A 15,253-nucleotide genomic window follows, 5' to 3' on the forward strand; every position below is an offset into this window, starting at 1 on the left:
TTGTCGCAGCAATGCAATCCTCTATCTAGGCAAAACAGCGCATTTGTTAGGTATGCCCTAACCGCATTTTCCGGAACGCTTTGACCTGGGACGACCTCGCGTGGCTGCGCTCGCTGACCGAGCTGCCGTTGCTCCTGAAGGGCATCTGTCACCCCGACGACGCCCGGCGCGCCCGGGACGGCGGTGTCGACGGCATCTACTGCTCCAACCACGGCGGGCGCCAAGCCAACGGCGGCCTGCCCGCCATCGATTGCCTGCCGGCGGTGGTTGAGGCGGCCGATGGCCTGCCGGTTTTGTTCGACTCGGGCATCCGCAGCGGCGCCGACGTCATCAAGGCGCTGGCGCTGGGCGCCACCGCGGTGGGCGTCGGCCGCCCGTACGCCTACGGCCTGGCGCTCGGCGGCGTCGACGGCGTCGTGCACGTGCTGCGCACGCTGCTGGCCGAAGCGGACCTGATCATGGCCGTCGACGGCTATCCCACGCTCAAAGATCTCACCCCGGACACGCTGCGGCGCGTCGACTAAGCGGCGACCGGCGCGCCTGCGACCGTGGGGGAATGCAGGCGATCCTCGAGGAGTTCGACGAGTACCTGGCGCTGCAATGCGGTCGCTCGGCGCACACCCGTCGCGCCTACCTGGGCGACGTGCGCTCGCTGTTCGAATTCCTGGACGGACGCGGCATCGGCCTGGACGGCTTGAGCCTGCCCGTGCTGCGGACGTGGCTGGCCGGGGCGGCCAGCGCCGGCGCCGCCCGCACGACCCTGGCCCGTCGCACCTCGGCGATCAGGGCGTTCACCGCGTGGGCAACGCGGCGCGGACTGCTGACGACCGACCCCGGCGCCCGGCTGCAAATGCCCAAGGCGCACCGCACGCTGCCCGCGGTGCTGCGCCAGGACCAGGCGCTGGACGCCATGGCCGCCGCGAAATCCGGTGCGCAGCAAGGAGATCCATTGGCGCTGCGGGACCGGCTGATCGTCGAGATGCTGTACGCCACCGGTATTCGGGTGAGCGAGTTGTGCGGCCTGGACATCGACGACGTCGACTTCCGGCAGCGGCTGGTGCGGGTCCTCGGCAAGGGCAACAAGCAGCGGACGGTGCCCTTCGGGGTGCCCGCCGCCGACGCGCTGCGGGCCTGGCTGGACGACGGGCGTCCGGCGCTGCTCACCGCGGAGTCCGGGCCGGCGCTGCTGCTCGGCGCGCGGGGCCGCCGGCTCGATGTGCGCCAGGCCCGCACGGTCGTGCACCAGACCGTCGCCGCGGTCAGCGGCGCCCCCGACATGGGTCCGCACGGCCTGCGGCACAGCGCGGCCACCCACCTGCTCGAAGGCGGGGCCGACCTGCGCGTCGTCCAGGAGTTGCTCGGCCATTCCAGCCTGGCGACCACCCAGCTGTACACCCACGTCGCGGTGTCTCGGCTGCGTGCCGTGCACGACCAGGCCCACCCGCGAGCCTGAGTGTGCACCGGCGGCGCCCGGTGTGCGTCCAGGGCGCCACAGCTGCACCCTCGACCACGCGACTAGCCGTCCAGCGGCTTGAGGCGGATGCGGGTCGACTTCAACAGGCCCAGCGGATCGACGTAGTGCGCGCCCGACGCGGGGCCCCACATCGCGCCCCAATGCAAACACGCCGCGGCCCGGCAGCCGGGGTGACCGGCGACCAGCTCGCCCAGCACCGTCGACGCCGTCACCGGCTGGCCGGCCCGCACCGCCGCCCGGACCGGTTCGTAGCTGGTGTGCAATCCGCCGGGATGGGCGAGCGACACCACCGGCCGCCCGGCCAGCATCCCGGCGAACACCACGGTCGCCTGACCCGCCGCGTAGACCGGCTGGCCGGGGGCGCCGGGCAGGTCCACCCCGCGATGCCCGGGATTCCAGTCGGGTGAGGGCGCGTCGAATCCGCGGGAGACCGCCGGCGGCGGCCGCAACGGCCAATCCAACCGAACGTCGTCGGCGGCCGCCGGCACCGCGGTGACCAGGGCCAGGGTCGCCAGCAGCGCCGTCCACCGCACTCGTGCAGTTCAGCGCAATGCCGAAGATCGGGCCAGTCAGCGCTGTGGACAAGCACCGTCAAAGCACCTGGCTGAACGGTGTAAACTCCTTCCCGCGGTCCGTGTAAACGGGCTGACTTCGCGTGTCTGCGCAACAACCGGATGTCGAGCGGTCCCGATTAAGGGTTCGACATCTCAGCAGGCACCAGGGCCCGGCTTCACCCGATGCCGGGCGACAACCGAGAAAAAGGACTGGCCGTAATGGCTGTTGTAACCATGAAGCAGCTGCTTGACAGCGGCACCCACTTCGGGCATCAGACCCGTCGCTGGAATCCCAAGATGAAGCGGTTCATCTTCACCGACCGCAACGGCATCTACATCATCGACCTGCAGCAGACGCTGACCTTCATCGACAAGGCGTACGAATTCGTGAAGGAAACCGTCGCCCACGGAGGCACCGTGCTGTTCGTCGGCACCAAGAAGCAGGCGCAGGAATCGGTCGCCGCCGAAGCGACCCGCGTCGGCATGCCGTACGTGAACCAGCGCTGGCTGGGCGGCATGCTCACCAACTTCTCCACCGTGCACAAGCGGCTGCAGCGCCTCAAGGAGCTGGAGGCGATGGAGCAGACCGGCGGCTTCGAGGGCCGCACCAAGAAGGAGATCTTGGGCCTGACGCGGGAGAAGAACAAGCTGGAACGCAGCCTGGGCGGCATCCGCGACATGAACAAGGTGCCGTCGGCCGTCTGGGTCGTCGACACCAACAAGGAGCACATCGCCGTCGGCGAGGCCCGCAAACTGGGCATCCCGGTGATCGCGATCCTGGACACCAACTGCGACCCCGACGAGGTCGACTACCCGATCCCGGGCAACGACGACGCGATCCGCTCGGCCGCCCTGCTCACCAAGGTGATCGCCTCCGCGGTCGCCGAGGGCCTGCAGGCCCGCGCCGGCCTGGGCCGCGGTGACGGCAAGCCGGAGGCGGAAGCCGCCGAGCCGCTCGCCGAATGGGAGCAGGAACTGCTGGCCTCGGCGACCGCCAGCGCCACCCCCGCTGCCACCCCCTCCGCGGGCAACGACGCCGCTGCGGGCGCAACCGAATCAACACCCACGGAAGGCTGATATGGCGAACTTCACCGCCGCCGACGTCAAGCGGCTTCGGGAGCTCACCGGTGCCGGCATGCTCGACTGCAAGAACGCGCTGGCCGACAGCGACGGCGACTTCGACAAGGCCGTCGAGGCGCTGCGGATCAAGGGCGCCAAGGACGTCGGCAAGCGCGCCGAGCGCGCCACGGCCGAGGGCCTCGTCGCGGCCAAGGACGGCGCGCTGATCGAGCTCAACTCGGAGACCGACTTCGTCGCCAAGAACGCCGAATTCCAGGCCCTGGCAGACCAGGTCGTCGGCGCGGCGTTGGCCGCCAAGGCCACCGACGTCGACGCGCTGAAGGCCGCCAAGATCGGCGACACCACCGTCGAGCAGGCCATCGCGGACCTGTCGGCCAAGATCGGCGAAAAGCTGGAACTGCGCCGCGTGCAGTACTTCGACGGCAAGGTCGAGACGTACCTGCACAAGCGTGCGGCCGACCTGCCGCCCGCGGTCGGCGTGCTCGTCGAGTACACCGGTGATGGCGCCGAGGCGGCGCACACCGTCGCGCTGCAGATCGCCGCGCTCAAGGCCCGCTACCTGTCCCGCGACGACGTACCCGAAGACGTCGTTGCCAGCGAACGCCGCATCGCCGAGGAGACCGCGAAGGCCGAGGGCAAGCCGGAGCAGGCGCTGCCCAAGATCGTCGAGGGCCGGCTGAACGGCTTCTTCAAGGACGCGGTGCTGCTCGAGCAGCCGTCGGTGTCGGACAGCAAGAAGACCGTCAAGGCGCTGCTCGACGAGGCCGGCGTCACGGTGACGCGGTTTGTCCGCTTCGAGGTGGGTCAGGCCTAGCCGGCCGGGGCGAACAGCTAGCGTCACTGTTATGCGACGCGTGCACGCTTTCGGTGATGATGCCCTCGGCGATCTCGACGCGGTCGGCCTCAGCGCCGCCATCCGCGCGGAATGGGTCAGCCGGGCCGATGTCATCGAGGCCGCCATCTCCCGCACCGAGGCCGTCAACCCGGTCCTGAATGGCTTGGCGCACAAGGCGTTTGACCAGGCTCGGGCCACCGCGGCAGGTTCTCGTGCGACGGGCTTCTTCAGCGGCGTCCCGACGTTCATCAAGGACAACGTCGACGTCGCCGGCCTGCCGACGATGCGGGGCGCCGACGCCTGGACGCCGTTCGACGCCGTCGCCGACGGCGAGTTCACCCGGCTGTATCTGGTCACCGGGCCGACAGCGCTTGGCAAGACGCAGATGTCGGAATTCGGGTTCAGCGCATCCGCCGAACATCCCCGACTGGGCCCGGTGCGCAACCCGTGGGATACCGACTACACCGCAGGTGCCTCGTCGTCGGGGTCGGGCGCGTTCGTCGCGGCGGGCGTGGTGCCGATCGCGCACGCCAATGACGGCGGCGGCTCCATCCGAATTCCGGCCTCCTGCAACGGACTTGTCGGGTTGAAGCCGTCGCGCGGCCGGCTGCCGCTGGATCCGGAGCTGCGCCGGATGCCGGTAGGCATCGTCACCAACGGCGTGCTGACCCGCTCGGTGCGTGACACCGCCGCGTTCTATCGGGAGGCTGAGCGCGTCTGGCGCAATCCCAAGCTGCCGCCGGTCGGGGACGTCACCGGCCCCGGCAGGCAGCGGCTGCGCATCGCGGTGTTGACCCGTTCGGTGCACCGGGAGTGCAGCCCGCAGCTCCGCGAGCTGACGCTGAAGACGGCCAGTCTGCTCGAGGAACTGGGCCACCGCGTCGAACATGTCGACGAGACCCCGGCCCCGGCCGGGTTCTCGGACGACTTCGTGCTGTATTGGGGATTCCTGGCGCTGGCGCAGGTGCGCGCCGGGCGGCGGCTGTTCGGCAAGACGTTCGACCGCACCCGGCTGGACGCCCTGACGCTGGGACTGGACCGTCACACCAGCCGCAATCTGCACCGGTTGCCTGCCGTGATCATGCGCCTGCGCAGGATGCGGCGCCGCAGCGCGGAGTTCTTCCGCAACTACGACGCGGTGCTCACGCCCACGGTCGCCGACGAAACCCCGCGGGTCGGATACCTCGCGCCGACCGACTATCAGCAGCTGATGCAGCGGCTGATCGACTGGGTGGCGTTCACGCCGTGGCAGAACGTCACCGGCGATCCGGCGATATCGCTGCCGCTGGCCCAGACCGCGGATGGCATGCCCGCCGGCATGATGCTGTCCGCCGACATAGGGCAGGAAGCGCTGCTGCTGGAGCTGGCCTACGAACTCGAAGAGGCCCGGCCGTGGGCGCGGATCCAGGACCCCGACGGGGCCACGTAACTCAGTCCGATCCGAGCTTTTCGAGCATCCGTTTGAACTCGCGTTGCTGGGCCGCAGTCAGTTTGGCCAGGATGCGCGAATCGGCGACCCGGACCGCGCCCTCCGCGCGCTTCAATAGGGTGCGGCCCGCGGCGGTCAGCGTGGCCGGCAATGCGCGCCCGGAGGACACCGACTCCGGTCGGGCCACCGCGCCGATCTCTTCGAGCCTGCGCAGCACCGTGTTCATGGCCTGCGGCGTGACGTTGGTGTTGCGGGACAATTCCGCGCTGGACATGCCCGGGTTCATCGAAAGGATCCGCATACAAACGAATTCGGGCAGTGTCAGCCCGAGCGGGCCCAACACCGTGGAGACCTCCGGTCGCAGTACCGCCGCCACCCGGTAGAGCAGGAAACCGAGTGGGGCGTCTTCGATCTGACCCATGTCAATGATATTGACATACGTCGCGGGCCGGCAGCGACCGTATCTACAGAATCGGCCGGCCGCCCGTCACGGCCACCCGCGCACCGGAAATGTAGCTCGCATCATCGGAGGCCAACAGCACGTAGATTCCGGCGAGCTCGGCCGGCTGGCCGGCACGGCCGAGCGGCACGTTGTCGCCGAAGGATTCCACACTTTCCGCGGGCATGGTCGACGGAATCAGCGGCGTCCAGATGGGGCCGGGTGCCACGCTGTTGACGCGGATTCCTTTGTCGCCCAACAGTTGAGCCAGGCTGGCCGAAAAGTTGGCGATCGCCGCCTTGGTCGCCGCGTAGGGCGCCAGGGTGGGGTTGGGGCTGTCGGAGTTCACCGAGGAACTGCCGATGATCGACGACCCGGGGCGCATGTGCGGCAGCGCGGCCTTCGCGAGGTAGAAATAGGCACCGACATTGAGCCGGAAGGTGTAGTCCCATTCTTCGTCGCTGATCTCTTCCAGGTTTTTGTGCATCATTTGATATGCGGCGTTGTTGACCAGGATGTCGATGCCGCCGAATTCTTTGACCGCCCGCTCGACCACCGCCCGGCAGTGGGCCGCGTCGGAGAGGTCGCCTGGAACCAGCACGCACCGGCGCCCCGCGTCCTCGACGTAGCGGGCGACATCGCGCGCGTCATCGTGCTCGTTGAGGTAGGAGACGAGGACGTCGGCGCCCTCCCGGGCGAACGCTATCGCGACGGCCCGCCCGATTCCGCTGTCACCTCCGGTGACGATCGCCCGCTTGCCGGTGAGTTTGCCCGAGCCGCGGTAACTGGTTTCGCCGCAATCGGGCACGGGATCCATCCGGGCCTGTAGCCCGGGCGGGCTCTGTTGCTGCGCAGTAAAAGTCATACGCTGCGGCTACCCGCGGGGGTGGCCGCTAATCAACTGATGATTCTGGTGCCGCTGTTAATTCTGTGGTTCCAAGCGAAACGTCATGCGGCGCAATGTGGCACAAAAAGAATGCCGGCCATTCCTACTGGTAATCGAGGCGCAGATCGGGAAATTTGCGTTTGGCCCCGTTTAGCCCCGCGACAAATGGGTTATGCGAATTGCCATGCCGTTGTCGCACCCTGCCCAAGGGGGTGACAGTTCGACACGAAAGGAAATTTGAGCATGAAGGTCAGCAAAACTGCTGTAAAGACGGCTATTGCCGCCGGGGGAATTGCGGCGACAAGCGTTTTCGCCGCAGCGACCGCCTACGCTGCGCCGCCCAACATCCAGGGTTTCGGCACCAGCGAACAACTCGTGGACGGGCCGCTGATCACCAACTACACCGTGAGCAACCTGCAACCCAGCAACGCGGTGATCCCCGGCTACACGCCCAAGGGAACGCTCTACCAGGCTGACATCACCGCCAGGTCGGACAGCGGCCTCGTTACCCCGATGGTTAACGACTTCATCGCCCGCGGGCCCAACGGTCAGAACTACCGCGTGATCGACAAGGTGCAGGCCCCGGGCAGCCTTAACCCGGCGCCCATCCCGCAGGGCAGTGAATCGACGGGCACGCTGTACTTCGACGTGACCGGCGCACCGCCGAACGGCGTCGCGTACAACGACGGGATGCAAGACGTCCTGATCTGGACGTCGAACGTGCCTGGCGGCGCGGGGCCTGCCGCGCCGAACCAGAGCCCGGCACCCGGCGCGCTGCCTAGCCCGGCGCCCAACGGGCCGGCGCACACCTAATCGGCTGGCACGAATCTCCCTGCGCCACACCTGCTGGCGCGGGGAGGTTTGCGTATGCGGGAATTCTCACGACCGAAGGGGGTATCCGGCTGATATGACTGACATCGACCACAGGCCAGCCGACGTCCGTGAACAAGCTCAGCGACATGCCGAACAGGCGCGCGCGACGATGGGGGAGAAGCGCAGCGACGCCGACGGCGGGCTGAGCGGCTGGGTGGCCGGGCGTGCCGGCGAATGGGACCTCAGCGGCCAGGACGAAACCACTTTGCAGCGCCAGAAGTTCTTCTGGAACGTCTTGGTTGACTATTGGTTCCGCATGGAGATGGACGGCTGGGAGAACATCCCGCCGCCGCCGGCGCTGCTGGTGGGGATTCACTCGGGCGCGCCGTTCGTCTGGGACGCGTGGACCGTCGGTATCCAATGGTGGCGCCGCTTCGGGCAAGACCGCCCGCTGCACGGCACCGCCCACGACGCGTTGATGGCGATCCCGCTCATCGGGCGCTACTTCCGCTCGATGGGGGTGCTTCCGGCCGCCCCGGACGCGATCGCCACCGCGCTGGCCGAGGGGCGCGACGTGGCGTTGTGGCCGGGCGGCGAAGTGGATTCGCTGCGCCCGTGGACCGAGCGTGATCACGCCAACCTCGCGGGGCGCACGGGGTTCGTGAAGATGGCGATTCGCGCCGGCGTGCCGATCGTGCCGATCGCCACCGTCGGCGGTGCCGACGCGATGCCGGTGCTCATTCGCGGCGACCGGTTGTCGAAGGCGTTGCAACTCGACCGCCTGCTGCGGCTGAAAGTGTTCCCGCTGGCGGTCTCGCTGCCCTGGGGCATCGCGCCGGCGGCGCTTCCGCAGCTGCCGCTGCCGGCCAAGATCAGGACCCGGTTCATGCCCGTGGTCGAGCTGGACCGCGACCCCGCCCGCGCCGACGACGACGACTACGTCGACCGCAAGTACCGCGAGGTGGAGGACAGCATTCAGGAGGGCATGGACGCCCTGGCGCGCAAGCGCGCACTGCCGCTCTTCGCGTGACCGGACACCCGAAAGGTCATGTGGGACAGGGCATTTAGGTCAGGCTTGAGCGCCCGTCGGGATCGAGCCCAGCGCCGCCGGTTCGTTGACGATCCATTCCGGATGCGGCGGTGTCACGGCCATGTAGCCCACACCGCGCACGGTGTCGACCATCGATTCGTATTCGGTTCCGAGCTTGGCGCGCAGTCGCCGCACGTGAACGTCGACCGTACGGACCCGGCCGTTGCAGTCGTATCCCCACACCTCGTGCAGCAACCGGGTGCGGCTGAACGCCCGGCCCGCATGCTGCACAAGGAAATTCAACAGTTTGAACTCCGTCAGCGTCAGACCGAGGTCCCTGCCCGCGAGCGACCCGGTGAAACTCGCCGGGTGCAGAGTGAGGTCGCCGAACCGCAGTGTGCCGTCGACCGCGTTGCGCCGGCGTTTGACCGCCAGGCGTAGGCGCGCCTGCAACTCGTCCGCGCTGCCCGCCGGCAGCATCACGTCATCGAAATTCCAGTCGACGTCGATGGTGACGACGTTTGCCGGGGTAACGACGGCCAGCACCGCGGTGCCCGGCGCGCTGGTGGTGAGGCGCCGGCAAGCGGTGCGAGCCGCGGTGAGGTTGGTACGCGCATCGATGATCGCGACGTCGGCCTTTTCGCACTGCCCGTCAATGTGATCGCCCAGCGGCGCGCGCCGCATGCTGTGTGCGAATGAACTCAGCGTCGGTAATACCGATTCGAAATCGTCGGCATCGGTGAGTAGTAGTACGTCCAAAGACATCTCCAAAATTCATGACAGTTCTGTCATGGAACCCGTAGGCACCTCCCATGGAGATGTCCCGCCAGCGCAGCGCTGAATACCCGCCTCAGGGCAGAACTATGCCACCTTAATTTCCCCGCCGGGCGGCAATGGTGAGCGCCCGGAGAAAGTCGACGGGCCCGGCCCGTGAGGCCGGGCCGGACCCATCCGCGGAAACAAGCCGCTAGTTCTGGTTAGACTTCTGCCGTTCCTCGGCCACCTGCGCGCTGCCGCGCGCCGCCTCGGCCTCGGCCTCCTTCTTGGCCGCGTTGCGCTGCGCCTCGGCCTTGTCCTGCTGGGCCTGGCCCTCGCGGGTGAGGTCATCTCGACCCGATACGGCTCCGACGGCCTCCTTGACGCGTCCCTTGGCGTCCTCGACGACGCCCTTGACGGCTTCGGCAGGTCCGGATTTGTTGGTGTCCGCCATGAATGATTCCTCCTCAGTGGCGTACTTATTTGGGCGATTCACGCCCAATGCCGATCCACAAACGGTCGGCCCGGTCAGCGCGGGTCCGGTCCTTATTCTCAAGACCTCGATTTCGCCCGCAAGGATGCGGATTCCCCATGCCGCAGGATGCTCAAACATCGACCAGCTCGTGCGGGCAACCGAGCAGATAATGCACCCCGCCCATGCCGGATTGTGCTGCGATGAGGCAGGATGTGAAATGCCGTTCCGGGTGAGGTCGTCCGGGATGGCACTGTCATGCGAGGAGTGTGATGACGGACCCCGAGCCAACCAGCGCCAACGGTGTACCGATGGGCCGATCGAAGTATTCGAGAGTGTTGCTCAAGCTCGGTGGCGAGATGTTCGGCGGCGGGCAGGTGGGCCTGGATCCCGACGTCGTGGCACAGGTGGCCCGCCAGATCGCGGAGGTCGTTCGCGACGGGGTGCAGGTCGCCGTCGTGATCGGTGGCGGCAACTTCTTCCGCGGCGCGCAGCTTCAGCAGCGCGGCATGGAGCGCACCCGGTCGGACTACATGGGCATGCTCGGCACCGTGATGAATAGCCTTGCGCTGCAAGACTTCCTGGAGAAGGAAGGCATCGTGACCCGGGTCCAGACCGCGATCACGATGGGCCAGGTGGCCGAGCCGTACCTGCCGTTGCGCGCCGTGCGCCACCTGGAGAAGGGCAGGGTGGTGATCTTCGGCGCCGGCATGGGGCTGCCGTACTTCTCCACGGACACCACCGCCGCGCAGCGGGCGCTGGAGGTCGGCGCGGAAGTCGTCTTGATGGCCAAGGCGGTCGACGGGGTGTTCTCGGAGGACCCGCGGCAGAACCCGGACGCCGAGCTGCTCACCGCGATCAGCCACCGCGAGGTCATCGACCGCGGGCTGCGCGTGGCCGACGCCACCGCCTTCAGCCTGTGCATGGACAATGGCATGCCGATCCTGGTGTTCAACCTGCTGACCAGTGGCAATATCGCCCGGGCGGTCGCTGGTGAGAAGATCGGAACGCTGGTCACCACTTGAGGGGCGCAGAAATGAGGAGCGGCGCAGATGATTGACGAGGCTCTCTTCGACGCGGAAGAGAAAATGGAGAAGGCCGTATCCGTAGCTCGCGACGACTTGTCAACCATCCGAACCGGCCGCGCCAACCCGGGGATGTTCAACCGGATCGTCATCGACTACTACGGCACCAACACGCCGATCACGCAGCTGGCGAGCATCAACGTCCCCGAGGCCCGGCTCGTGGTCATCAAGCCCTACGAGGCCAATCAGCTGCACGCCATCGAGACCGCGATTCGCAACTCCGACCTCGGGGTCAACCCCACCAATGACGGCACCCTGATCCGGGTGGCCGTGCCGCAGCTCACCGAGGAGCGCCGCCGCGAGCTGGTCAAGCAGGCCAAGCACAAGGGGGAGGAAGCCCGGGTGTCGGTGCGCAACATCCGCCGCAAGGCGATGGAAGAGCTGCACCGCATCCGAAAGGACGGCGAGGCCGGCGAGGACGAGGTGGGCCGCGCCGAAAAGGATTTGGACAAGACCACCCATCAGTACGTCACCCAGATCGATGAGCTGGTCAAGCACAAAGAAGGCGAGCTGCTGGAGGTCTAGCGGCCGCTCAGCAACGAACCCCGTGTCGTCCAACTACGCCGCCGCAGGCATCCCGCCCGAGGAGCCGGCGCGTGGGGTGCACAACACTCTCCCGCAGCCGGCGAAGAAGACGTCCCGGGCCGGCCGCGACCTGCCCGCGGCGATCGTGGTGGGGCTGTTCACCGGTGGACTCGTCGTCGGGACCCTGTTCTTCGCGCCGCGCTATTGGGTGGTGCTGTGCGCCGGGGCGATTCTGCTCTCCAGCCATGAGGTGGTGCGGCGGCTGCGGGAGGCCGGCTATGTCATTCCGGTCATCCCGCTGCTGGTCGGCGGCCAGGTCACCGTCTGGCTGACGTGGCCGTACGGCGCCCGGGGCGCGTTGGCCGGCTTCGGGGCCATGGTGGTGGCCTGCATGTTCTGGCGGCTGTTCATGCACGACAAGAGCAGGCCCCACGATCAGTCCGCTGGTCCGCCGTCGTCGCATTACCTTCGGGACGCGTCGGCCACGATCTTCCTGGCCGTCTGGGTGCCGCTGTTCGCCTCGTTCGCCGCGCTGCTGGTCTACCACCCGAAGGAAGGCGCGGGGCGGGTGTTCTGCCTGATGGCGACGGTCGTCGCCTCCGACGTGGGCGGGTACGCCGTGGGGGTGCTGTTCGGGAAGCACCCGATGGTCCCGGCGATCAGCCCGAAGAAATCCTGGGAGGGGCTGGCCGGCTCGCTGGTCTGCGGCGTCACCGCCGCGACCCTGTCCGTGACGTTCCTGGCCGGCAAAGCGTGGTGGATCGGCGCGCTGCTGGGCGTTCTCCTGGTGCTCACCTGCACCCTCGGCGACCTGGTGGAGTCGCAGGTCAAGCGCGACCTCGGCATCAAGGACATGGGCCGGCTGCTGCCCGGTCACGGCGGCCTGATGGATCGCCTCGACGGCGTGCTCCCGTCGGCCGCCGCGGCGTGGGCCGTGCTCACGCTGCTTCCCTAGGTCCTTCCCTGGGGGCTTCCCCAGGTTCCGGAGCCCGCGGCGTGGCCGATACTGGACAGATCATGGTCCAACAGCTGGTTTTCGACGAGCCCCGGCCGAGCAGGCCGCCGCGGCACCTGGCCGACCTCGACGCGGCCGGCCGCGCGTCGGCGGTCGCGGAGCTGGGCTTGCCGGCGTTTCGGGCCAAACAGCTCGCGCACCAGTACTACGGCCGCTTGCTCGCCGACCCGCGACAGATGACCGACCTCCCGGCGGCCGTGCGGGACCGGGTCGCCGAGACGATGTTCCCGAAGCTGCTCACCGCGGTCACCGAGGTCACCTGCGATGCCGGCCAGACCCGAAAGACGTTGTGGCGGGCCATCGATGGCGCCACGATCGAGTCGGTTCTGATGCGCTATCCGCAGCGCAACACGCTATGCATTTCGTCGCAGGCCGGCTGCGGCATGGCGTGCCCGTTCTGCGCGACGGGTCAGGGCGGGCTGACGCGCAACCTGTCCACCGGCGAGATCCTCGAGCAGGTGCGTGCGGGAGCGGCGGCGCTGCGCGACGACTTCGGCGACCAGCGGCTGTCGAACGTCGTCTTCATGGGCATGGGTGAGCCGCTGGCGAACTACGCCAGGGTGCTGGCCGCGGTGCGGCGCATCGTCGAGGCGCCGCCGCACGGTTTCGGCATCTCGGCCCGATCGGTGACGGTGTCGACGGTGGGTCTGGTTCCCGCGATCCGCAAGCTCGCCGACGAGGGGCTGGGGGTCACGCTGGCGTTGTCGCTGCACGCGCCCGACGACGAGCTGCGCGACACGCTGGTGCCGGTCAACAACCGCTGGAAGATCGGCGAGGCCCTCGACGCGGCCCGGCACTACGCCGATGCCACCGGGCGGCGGGTATCGGTCGAGTACGCGCTGATCCGCGACGTCAACGACCAGCCCTGGCGAGCCGACCTGCTCGGCAAGCGGCTGCATCGGGCTCTTGGGCCGCTGGTGCACGTGAACCTCATTCCGCTCAACCCGACGCCGGGCAGCGATTGGGACGCCAGCCCGAAGGCCGTCGAGCGCGAGTTTGTCCGGCGGATCCGAGCGAAAGGAGTGTCATGCACCGTGCGAGACACCCGGGGCCGAGAGATCAGCGCCGCGTGCGGTCAGCTCGCCGCGCAGCCTGAACCGCGCTGACCCCTCGCGCGTCTTTAAGACATAAACCAGCAAATGAGGTGTGCCATGATTCGCCTGTTGTCCCCGCTCAGATTGTTTGCCGCAGCGGTTTTTGCCGCCGCATTGATATTCGGCCTGGCCGAGGCGCCGCACGCGAAGGCCGCCGACGAGCGCCTGCAGTTCAGCGCAACGACCCTCAGCGGTGCGCCGTTCAATGGCGCCAGCCTGCAGGGCAGGCCGGCGGTGCTGTGGTTCTGGACGCCGTGGTGTCCGTTCTGCAACGCCGAAGCTCCCGGCGTCGGCCAGGTGGCCGCCGCCAATCCCGGAGTCGCCTTCGTCGGCATCGCCGCCCACTCGGATGTAGGCGCGATGCAGAACTTCGTGTCCAAGTACAACTTGAACTTCCCCAATCTCAACGACGCCGACGGTGCGATCTGGGCCCGGTACAACGTGCCCTGGCAGCCGGCCTATGTGTTCTATCGGGCCGACGGCAGCTCGACATTCGTCAATAACCCGACGGCGGCCATGCCACAGGACGAGCTGGCGGGCCGCGTGGCCGCGCTGACGCACTGACCCGGTGAACCAGGGCCTCATTGGTCTGGCCTTCGCCGCCGGATTGGTTGCGGCCCTCAACCCGTGCGGGTTTGCGATGCTGCCCGCGTACCTACTTCTGGTGGTGCGCGGGCAGCCACCCGCTGCACGGTCGCTGGGGCCATGGCCGCCGATCGGCCGCGCAGTAGTGGCCACCGCCGGGATGGCGCTCGGCTTCGTGACGGTGTTCGGCGTGTTCGGGGCGCTGACCATATCGGCGGCCGCGACGGTGCAGCGCTACCTGCCCTACGGGACGGTCGTGATCGGCGTTGTGCTTGTCGCCCTTGGGGTTTGGCTGCTGTCCGGTCGGGAGTTGACGGCGCGCGCGATGGGCCCGCGGTGGGCGCCGAACGCGCGGCAGGGGTCGTGGCTGGTGGGCATGTACGGGTACGGCGTCAGCTATGCGATCGCCTCGCTGTCGTGCACCGTCGGTCCGTTCCTGGCGGTCACCGGCGCGGGCTTTCGGGGCGGATCGATCCTCAACGGTGTGGCGATCTATGTGGCCTACGTCGCGGGCCTCACCGCGGTGGTCGGCGTGCTCGCCGTCGCCGCGGCCATCGGCGGTTCGGCGTTGGCCGACCGGATTCGGCGAATCCTGCCGTTCGTCAACCGGATCGGTGGAGCACTGCTGGTGGTGGTCGGTCTGTACGTGGCCTACTACGGCGTCTACGAGCTCCGGTTATTCAACGGCCGGGCGAATCCGCACGACGCGGTGATCGGCGCGGCCGGGCGCCTGCAGGGACTGCTGGCCGGCTGGGTGCACCAGCATGGCGGATGGCCCTGGGTCGCCGCGCTGTTCGTGCTGCTCGCCGGCGCGCTCGTCGGCGCCTGGTACCGGCGGGCGCGGCGCTGAAACCCTTTCCCGGCCCTACCTGATCCAGCCGCGCCGGCGGCCCCACAGATCGCGCACCAGAACGACGAGCGTCAGTGCGGCAAACCCGATCAGGTACCAGTTCTCGACGTGACCGACGTGGTTGCCGCGCAGCATCGCCAGCAGGAATAGGACCGCGAATATCCCGACGCCGTGCCAGGTGCGGTGGTTGATCCGGCTCCACCCCCACGCCGCCGACGGCACCTCGGCGGGGTCGACGCCGTTGAAGTGCTCCACCTCGGTACTGGCCACGGCGATTTTCCCTTTCGGATCGGATCGGTTTAACCGAGATTCTGGCATACGCGAGGACCCG

Annotated in this window: 17 protein-coding genes and 2 pseudogenes; 13 read left to right on the forward strand and 6 right to left on the reverse strand. The window is 68.2% G+C overall.

Annotation, left to right across the window (positions count from 1 at the left end):
• Nucleotides 1-68 precede the first annotated feature (68 nt).
• Both A5747_RS01675 and A5747_RS01680 read left to right on the forward strand, forming a co-directional pair.
• Nucleotides 69-524: pseudogene (locus tag A5747_RS01675) on the forward strand (alpha-hydroxy-acid oxidizing protein); the annotation flags it as partial.
• A gap of 32 nt (nucleotides 525-556) precedes the next feature.
• Nucleotides 557-1,453: a tyrosine recombinase XerC gene (locus tag A5747_RS01680; RefSeq protein ID WP_076121919.1), complete on the forward strand. Its 897-nt coding sequence runs from the start codon at nucleotides 557-559 to the stop codon at nucleotides 1,451-1,453.
• 71 nt (nucleotides 1,454-1,524) lie between these two features.
• Here the strand turns inward: A5747_RS01680 and A5747_RS01685 are convergent.
• Nucleotides 1,525-1,968 (reverse strand): annotated as a pseudogene (locus A5747_RS01685) (M23 family metallopeptidase); the annotation flags it as partial.
• A 279-nt stretch (nucleotides 1,969-2,247) separates the two neighbouring features.
• Between A5747_RS01685 and rpsB the strand changes: the two are divergent.
• From rpsB to A5747_RS01700, 3 genes are read left to right on the forward strand one after another with little or no spacing between them, the layout of a single operon-like run.
• Nucleotides 2,248-3,105, forward strand: a complete 858-nt coding sequence (rpsB, locus tag A5747_RS01690; protein ID WP_076122157.1) for a 30S ribosomal protein S2 — start codon at nucleotides 2,248-2,250, stop codon at nucleotides 3,103-3,105.
• A 1-nt stretch (nucleotide 3,106) separates the two neighbouring features.
• Nucleotides 3,107-3,922: a translation elongation factor Ts gene (gene tsf / locus A5747_RS01695; RefSeq protein ID WP_076121924.1), complete on the forward strand. Its 816-nt coding sequence runs from the start codon at nucleotides 3,107-3,109 to the stop codon at nucleotides 3,920-3,922.
• Nucleotides 3,923-3,953: 31 nt separating this feature from the next.
• Complete coding sequence (locus A5747_RS01700) at nucleotides 3,954-5,372, forward strand: amidase (protein ID WP_076121926.1); 1,419 nt, start codon at nucleotides 3,954-3,956, stop codon at nucleotides 5,370-5,372.
• Nucleotide 5,373: 1 nt separating this feature from the next.
• Here the strand turns inward: A5747_RS01700 and A5747_RS01705 are convergent, their stop codons facing one another.
• Both A5747_RS01705 and A5747_RS01710 read right to left on the reverse strand, forming a co-directional pair.
• The gene (locus A5747_RS01705) at nucleotides 5,374-5,793 is read right to left on the reverse strand and encodes a MarR family winged helix-turn-helix transcriptional regulator (protein WP_076121929.1); all 420 of its coding nucleotides are present in this window, start codon (nucleotides 5,791-5,793) and stop codon (nucleotides 5,374-5,376) included.
• A 43-nt stretch (nucleotides 5,794-5,836) separates the two neighbouring features.
• Nucleotides 5,837-6,676: a glucose 1-dehydrogenase gene (locus tag A5747_RS01710; RefSeq protein WP_076121931.1), complete on the reverse strand. Its 840-nt coding sequence runs from the start codon at nucleotides 6,674-6,676 to the stop codon at nucleotides 5,837-5,839.
• A 264-nt stretch (nucleotides 6,677-6,940) separates the two neighbouring features.
• Here A5747_RS01710 and A5747_RS01715 point away from each other — a divergent pair, with 264 nt between their 5' ends.
• Nucleotides 6,941-7,510: an MPT63 family protein gene (locus tag A5747_RS01715; RefSeq protein ID WP_076121937.1), complete on the forward strand. Its 570-nt coding sequence runs from the start codon at nucleotides 6,941-6,943 to the stop codon at nucleotides 7,508-7,510.
• A gap of 94 nt (nucleotides 7,511-7,604) precedes the next feature.
• On the forward strand, nucleotides 7,605-8,540 hold the full coding sequence (locus A5747_RS01720; RefSeq protein WP_076121939.1) for a lysophospholipid acyltransferase family protein: 936 nt from the start codon (nucleotides 7,605-7,607) through the stop codon (nucleotides 8,538-8,540).
• Nucleotides 8,541-8,579: 39 nt separating this feature from the next.
• On the opposite strand, the gene A5747_RS01725 is transcribed toward A5747_RS01720, so the two are convergent.
• Nucleotides 8,580-9,305 (reverse strand): winged helix-turn-helix domain-containing protein, encoded by a 726-nt coding sequence (locus A5747_RS01725; protein WP_076121941.1) that lies wholly within the window; start codon nucleotides 9,303-9,305, stop codon nucleotides 8,580-8,582.
• Between the two features lie 202 nt (nucleotides 9,306-9,507).
• A complete protein-coding gene (locus A5747_RS01730) occupies nucleotides 9,508-9,750 on the reverse strand; it encodes a CsbD family protein (protein WP_139333097.1) in 243 nt (80 codons plus the stop codon).
• A 290-nt stretch (nucleotides 9,751-10,040) separates the two neighbouring features.
• Here A5747_RS01730 and pyrH point away from each other — a divergent pair, with 290 nt between their 5' ends.
• The 6 genes from pyrH to A5747_RS01760 all read left to right on the forward strand — a co-directional run bounded on the left by pyrH (nucleotide 10,041) and on the right by A5747_RS01760 (nucleotide 14,922).
• Nucleotides 10,041-10,793, forward strand: coding sequence for a UMP kinase (pyrH, locus tag A5747_RS01735; protein WP_076063525.1), 753 nt, complete (start codon nucleotides 10,041-10,043; stop codon nucleotides 10,791-10,793).
• A gap of 27 nt (nucleotides 10,794-10,820) precedes the next feature.
• Entirely contained in the window at nucleotides 10,821-11,378 is a 558-nt protein-coding gene (gene frr, locus A5747_RS01740) for a ribosome recycling factor (RefSeq protein WP_076063527.1), read from the forward strand.
• A gap of 22 nt (nucleotides 11,379-11,400) precedes the next feature.
• Nucleotides 11,401-12,333 (forward strand): phosphatidate cytidylyltransferase, encoded by a 933-nt coding sequence (locus A5747_RS01745; RefSeq protein ID WP_369804968.1) that lies wholly within the window; start codon nucleotides 11,401-11,403, stop codon nucleotides 12,331-12,333.
• 62 nt (nucleotides 12,334-12,395) lie between these two features.
• Nucleotides 12,396-13,499, forward strand: coding sequence for a 23S rRNA (adenine(2503)-C(2))-methyltransferase RlmN (gene rlmN / locus A5747_RS01750; protein WP_076121946.1), 1,104 nt, complete (start codon nucleotides 12,396-12,398; stop codon nucleotides 13,497-13,499).
• A 45-nt stretch (nucleotides 13,500-13,544) separates the two neighbouring features.
• The gene (locus A5747_RS01755; RefSeq protein ID WP_139333098.1) at nucleotides 13,545-14,051 is read left to right on the forward strand and encodes a protein disulfide oxidoreductase; all 507 of its coding nucleotides are present in this window, start codon (nucleotides 13,545-13,547) and stop codon (nucleotides 14,049-14,051) included.
• A gap of 4 nt (nucleotides 14,052-14,055) precedes the next feature.
• On the forward strand, nucleotides 14,056-14,922 hold the full coding sequence (locus A5747_RS01760) for a cytochrome c biogenesis CcdA family protein (RefSeq protein ID WP_076121951.1): 867 nt from the start codon (nucleotides 14,056-14,058) through the stop codon (nucleotides 14,920-14,922).
• 15 nt (nucleotides 14,923-14,937) lie between these two features.
• On the opposite strand, the gene A5747_RS01765 is transcribed toward A5747_RS01760, so the two are convergent.
• Nucleotides 14,938-15,192: a DUF2631 domain-containing protein gene (locus tag A5747_RS01765; RefSeq protein ID WP_076121953.1), complete on the reverse strand. Its 255-nt coding sequence runs from the start codon at nucleotides 15,190-15,192 to the stop codon at nucleotides 14,938-14,940.
• Nucleotides 15,193-15,253 lie beyond the last annotated feature (61 nt).

Source organism: Mycobacterium sp. IS-836 (genome assembly GCF_001954275.1).
Taxonomy (GTDB): domain Bacteria; phylum Actinomycetota; class Actinomycetes; order Mycobacteriales; family Mycobacteriaceae; genus Mycobacterium.

Excerpts from the sequence above, each read along its gene's own strand:
- A5747_RS01680 (WP_076121919.1), top strand. The coding sequence starts at position 557 with ATGCAGGCGATCCTCGAGGAGTTCGACGAGTACCTGGCGCTGCAATGC.
- rpsB (WP_076122157.1), top strand. The coding sequence starts at position 2,248 with ATGGCTGTTGTAACCATGAAGCAGCTGCTTGACAGCGGCACCCACTTC.
- tsf (WP_076121924.1), top strand. The coding sequence starts at position 3,107 with ATGGCGAACTTCACCGCCGCCGACGTCAAGCGGCTTCGGGAGCTCACC.
- A5747_RS01700 (WP_076121926.1), top strand. The coding sequence starts at position 3,954 with ATGCGACGCGTGCACGCTTTCGGTGATGATGCCCTCGGCGATCTCGAC.
- A5747_RS01705 (WP_076121929.1), bottom strand. The coding sequence starts at position 5,793 with ATGGGTCAGATCGAAGACGCCCCACTCGGTTTCCTGCTCTACCGGGTG.
- A5747_RS01710 (WP_076121931.1), bottom strand. The coding sequence starts at position 6,676 with ATGACTTTTACTGCGCAGCAACAGAGCCCGCCCGGGCTACAGGCCCGG.
- A5747_RS01715 (WP_076121937.1), top strand. The coding sequence starts at position 6,941 with ATGAAGGTCAGCAAAACTGCTGTAAAGACGGCTATTGCCGCCGGGGGA.
- A5747_RS01720 (WP_076121939.1), top strand. The coding sequence starts at position 7,605 with ATGACTGACATCGACCACAGGCCAGCCGACGTCCGTGAACAAGCTCAG.
- A5747_RS01725 (WP_076121941.1), bottom strand. The coding sequence starts at position 9,305 with ATGTCTTTGGACGTACTACTACTCACCGATGCCGACGATTTCGAATCG.
- A5747_RS01730 (WP_139333097.1), bottom strand. The coding sequence starts at position 9,750 with ATGGCGGACACCAACAAATCCGGACCTGCCGAAGCCGTCAAGGGCGTC.
- pyrH (WP_076063525.1), top strand. The coding sequence starts at position 10,041 with ATGACGGACCCCGAGCCAACCAGCGCCAACGGTGTACCGATGGGCCGA.
- frr (WP_076063527.1), top strand. The coding sequence starts at position 10,821 with ATGATTGACGAGGCTCTCTTCGACGCGGAAGAGAAAATGGAGAAGGCC.
- rlmN (WP_076121946.1), top strand. The coding sequence starts at position 12,396 with ATGGTCCAACAGCTGGTTTTCGACGAGCCCCGGCCGAGCAGGCCGCCG.
- A5747_RS01755 (WP_139333098.1), top strand. The coding sequence starts at position 13,545 with ATGATTCGCCTGTTGTCCCCGCTCAGATTGTTTGCCGCAGCGGTTTTT.